Source organism: Streptococcus oralis subsp. dentisani (genome assembly GCF_002096335.1).
Classification (GTDB): Bacteria; Bacillota; Bacilli; order Lactobacillales; family Streptococcaceae; genus Streptococcus; species Streptococcus oralis_Z.
Genome location: NZ_NCUW01000004.1, coordinates 1 through 4,482, shown reverse-complemented (window position 1 = coordinate 4,482; position 4,482 = coordinate 1). Strand labels below are relative to the sequence as shown.

Below are 4,482 nucleotides of genomic sequence, written 5' to 3'. Positions count from 1 at the left end.
TTCTTTCCTATAGCTAAGGCTGGCAAATTAAGGAAACTTGAAAAAGCACTCGATGCAGTAGACGCAGTCAATGATGCTTCAAAAGCTACAAAGGCAGCTGATAAAGCTAAAGATGCTTCGAAAGCTGCAAAGGCAGCGGACAAGGCATCAGACGCTGCTCGTGTGGCGGATAAAGTAGATGATGTCAAAGATGTTAATAAAATTCCTCAATATGTTGAAGATACTATTTCACAGATTAAAAACAATAAGGGTAATCCACCAGATGGATTTAAAGGAGGAAAAGTTTATAAAAATGAGCCTTTAAATGGTGAAGAACTCCTTCCCGATGGAATTACTTATAAAGAGTACGATGTTCATCCATATCAAAAAGGAGTGCCAAGAGGAATGGAAAGAATTGTTATAGGTGAAGATGGATCCATATGGTATACTCAAGATCACTATCAAACTTTTATAAGAATAAAATAAGGGGAATATAATGTCAAAGAAATTTAATAATAGAACATTTAGAAAGATAGAAGAAATTTATAGCGTTTATTTACCTGACGAATTTAAAAAAGTTTATGGAAATATGGAGGAACTTCCTGAAAACTGGTATGATTGGAGTGATTTTTCACCTCAGAATGTTAAGGTGTTGAGTAATTATATACAAGTAATAAAAGAAAATATAGCAGAAGAAATAGAATATGTTGATTGGAGCGATAATTGGGGAGAAGCTCCAAGTAATTTAGAACTTACAAAAGGAGAAATACTAAGTCGTTTAATGAATTCCCCAACATTATTGCCCATTTTTGGTCATAGGTATATTGCATCATGTAATACTCCAATTTCGCCTGTATTTTCAATTGTTGGTTCAGATATCATTTATTATTCAAAAAGCCTAACTGATTATTTTCATGGAATCACAGTAAGCAGAGAGACAAATCTATCTAATTTACCCCAAATTCCTTTTTGGTCCGATATTGCACAGTGATAAAGGTTAGATGAGAATACTAGGTTAAGAGAAAAATTACAACAAGTATATTTCAAAACTTTTCACCATTATCAAGTAATTGGTATTAATTTTGGGATAGATGTAATTTCTGAGAAATTTCCTCTTATTTTCAAGTTGGAAAAGTGATTGTTATTTAGTATCTGAGACTATAGGAATTTAATTATTTATTTAAGTTAATAAATTGAAAAGTTCTCAGAAATAATTTGCTTAGAATGTTTTTGAAAAACTTAAAAAGAGAAATTAAATTACATGATTATCTTAACTAGAATCGTACTAATTGTTTAAATTAACCTCTTCTGTTGTGATAGAAACATGCAAAGACTCTCGAGGAAGGATTTCTTCGAGAGTTTTATGTTACATCTATGACTTAAAGGATCAGTTGCTTACAGTGACTAAGGAGGGAATCGTTGTCAACCCACCAGAACTCGGTAACCTACCGGATCAGGGAGAAGTGACCTATGCCAGTTGGGCTCTGTGACAGGTTTGACCAAGGATGGACAAGCCGTCTCATCCAGTCGCTATCATCTCTATGGGGCAAGAAAGACAAGCACAGACACGACAGGAAATCCCTTTGCCTATAACGGCGAAGCCCGTGATGATACTGGACTTGACTATTTACGCGCAAGGTATTATGATAGTCAGGGAGGTACTTTCTTAACCGAGGATAGCTACCCAGGTGAGGACACAGATCCTCTCAGCCAGAACCGCTACAGCTATGTGCAGAACAACCCCATCAACTATACCGACCCGAGTGGGCACTTCTGGAACAGTATCAAAAAAGGCTGGAACTATGTTAAGTCAGGTCTTAATTGGGCTGGCAGACAAATTAGTAGAGGCGTTAATTGGGTTGGCAGACAGATTAGTAGAGGCGTTAATTGGGTTGGCAGACAGATTGATAGAGGCATTAACTGGGTTGGCAGACAGATTGATAGAGGTGTTAACTGGATCAGCACCCAATACAACCGTGTATCGAATTGGGTTGGCAGACAGTGGAATAAGGTTCAAACGGCCTACAATAGTGCAGTCAATTATGCTCAAACGAAATACCAGCAAGCACAAGCTCGTATTCAAGAACTACGCTATCAAGCAATTCGTACTGCCTATGCTGTGACAATAGGATTTAAGGCCTCCCCTACAATCCGAGAAGGCAAGAACCTTCTTCGTAACTGGAATCCGGCTCTACTGAACACATTGAAGCATATATGTGATCCAAAAACGACTAAGGCTTCAGATAGGGCAGGAAATAAGGTCAACTCGGTTGATGATTATAGTGTTTCAGCACATGAGTTTAAACAAAATCTTAAAAAACAATATGGTTTTGATGAACAAACTTCAGATTTATTGTGGAAATTATATAAAAACATTGAGAAAACAGAAGGTAGAAATACCGATTATGTATACAATCGTTTAGTGGGTGGAATCATTTATAACGATGAGAATGCACAATGGAACGGTTCTGTATTAGAATACTTGAAGGATATTGTTAAATGGAATGGAACTGCTGGACCAGGTTCAACAGGTGGAGCTAAAGGCTATTACAGCATAGAAGAACAAATGAACCGCTTCGGATTGTTTGGAGAGGAATATAAGATAATACAAGCTGGGATAAACGCACAACATAGGAAAGCTAATACTAAGGGTGGGACTGTTACAGATTTCGCCCATCAAAGTATTACTACTGCAACTAATTTATACGATAATAAAAATCGTCTTGCGAATTTTGAAGGGCTTAGAAAAGGACATTGGGGGAATAGTCACCAACATACTAATGATCTATCTGGTTGGCTAGGAGATGTGACAATCGGTAATCCTCCAAGTATGAATATACCTGATTATAAGGCTGATCTTGATGCGGTTAATATTACATCTATCATGAAAAATCAGAGAATATCCTATGTTGCAGCTACTAATCAATACTATGATCAACTTTCTACTAATAGCTATTCAAGGGAATCTGAATTTTTAAAGAATATGGGTGGAATAGAGTATGTTAAAAAGCAAATTTATAAAGAGGCAGGAATCAATCATCAGGATGACACCCAAGCAATGGAGATGTTAAAAGAGAAGAATAATGTTGCTTATCAGTTTATCCAAGATTTAAGTAAGGAAAAAGGTAGATGAAAAAAATTTTAAAAATCGTACTCATAATTTTATTAGTTTTTCTAACTTTGTTTGGTCTATATCGTGTCTACCAAAAGAATTATTATAAAGAAGTGTATGAATCTTTAAGTAATGTCTTTCTAGAGATGAACTATGCAGAAACCCATAGTGGTATTTTACCTGGACTTGCTGATTTTAGTAAAGCAGTTGACGGAGGCCAATCATATCGCGATAAGGACATTACAGTTGGTATGAGTCTTGAATCAGGCTTATCTGAAGGTGAAACTATATTAGTGTATGTAGGTATTGAAGAAACATTTCTAATTGAGTATAGGCGGACGTTACCTGACGGTAGATATCTTTTTATTGACTATGATTATAGCGATAAAATACTCAAACAAACTATTGAGGTTTCAGAATCTGATCAATCATTAGCATACGGATTGACCGGTTATCGTATAGAAATAAAGACTAGAGGAGAACTTGATTTAGCATCATATTTGAAAATTTCCTATGGTTTTAGTTCGACTAAAGGTTTACCAAGTTTTCAGCTAACAGATCCCAACGAAGTACTAGAGTATTTAAAGCCTTATGGGATTGATGAAGCTTGGATTAAAGAAAAATCCCACTTCATGCTCTATGATGTCGTTCTAGAACGCTGGTTTAAAAATGGTAGTCAACGTTACTCAGTTGACAATCTTGGGGATGTAGAGATTGTGCCACTCAGTTTTTCTGAATAGATTAATCAATTTTTAGGCTTTTAGCATTTAGTTGCTCTATTTTGAACAGCTATCTTCTGTTGTGATAGAAACAAGAAAAAACTCTCGGGGATGAATTTCTTCGAGAGTTTTATGTTCATACCTAGAAAAGCAAGAGGGTCAAGTCCTCTATACCTATGATGCGGATGGCCGTCGGGTGTCTATGAGTGACCTGACAGGAACCAGTCAGTACGCGACCAACGAAGAAGGCGAGATCACGGGTGTTCGTCAGGGAGATGGTAGCCTGATCCAGTACGAGTATGATGCCTATGGTAATATCTCGAAGATGATTTACCCAGATGGCAGTACAGTCTCCTACACTTACGATGAACTGGATCGTCTGACTTCCGTGACAGATGTCAAGGGACAAAAAACCACCTATAGCTACAATCCAGCAGGGGATTTGACGGAAGTTAATCGAGGAGATGGGACCAAGAGCTTCTTGACCTATGACAAGGCTCACCGCCTCACCGAACTCCGTCACATGGACAAGCAGGACAAGTTCATCTCCAGCTATGGCTATGAGTATGACGATGGTGGCTATATCGCCAAGGAAACCATCAAGCAGGATGGCGAAACCCTAGTCCATAGCTACACCTACGATACTCTGGGTCAAGTGGAAAACATGACTGT

5 protein-coding genes are annotated in these 4,482 nt (G+C 37.5%); all 5 read left to right on the top strand.

Going from position 1 to position 4,482, the window contains the following annotated elements; translation table 11 throughout:
• The coding region (locus tag B7709_RS00080; RefSeq protein WP_204956357.1) for a ribonuclease domain-containing protein at window positions 1-465 on the top strand (465 nt) is incomplete at its 5' end.
• Between the two features lie 10 nt (window positions 466-475).
• A complete protein-coding gene (locus tag B7709_RS00075) occupies window positions 476-970 on the top strand; it encodes a hypothetical protein (RefSeq protein ID WP_000037407.1) in 495 nt (164 codons plus the stop codon).
• Between the two features lie 495 nt (window positions 971-1,465).
• Window positions 1,466-3,112 carry an RHS repeat-associated core domain-containing protein gene (locus B7709_RS00070; RefSeq protein ID WP_158085828.1) on the top strand — a complete coding sequence of 549 codons (1,647 nt, stop codon included), beginning with the start codon at window positions 1,466-1,468 and terminating at the stop codon, window positions 3,110-3,112.
• Window positions 3,109-3,831, top strand: a complete 723-nt coding sequence (locus tag B7709_RS00065; protein ID WP_084970728.1) for a TipC family immunity protein — start codon at window positions 3,109-3,111, stop codon at window positions 3,829-3,831. Before B7709_RS00070 ends, B7709_RS00065 begins: the two co-directional genes overlap by 4 nt.
• Window positions 3,832-4,006: 175 nt before the next feature.
• The coding region (locus B7709_RS00060) for a hypothetical protein (RefSeq protein WP_463606915.1) at window positions 4,007-4,482 on the top strand (476 nt) is incomplete at its 3' end.

Excerpts from the sequence above, each read along its gene's own strand:
- B7709_RS00075 (WP_000037407.1), top strand. The coding sequence starts at position 476 with ATGTCAAAGAAATTTAATAATAGAACATTTAGAAAGATAGAAGAAATT.
- B7709_RS00065 (WP_084970728.1), top strand. The coding sequence starts at position 3,109 with ATGAAAAAAATTTTAAAAATCGTACTCATAATTTTATTAGTTTTTCTA.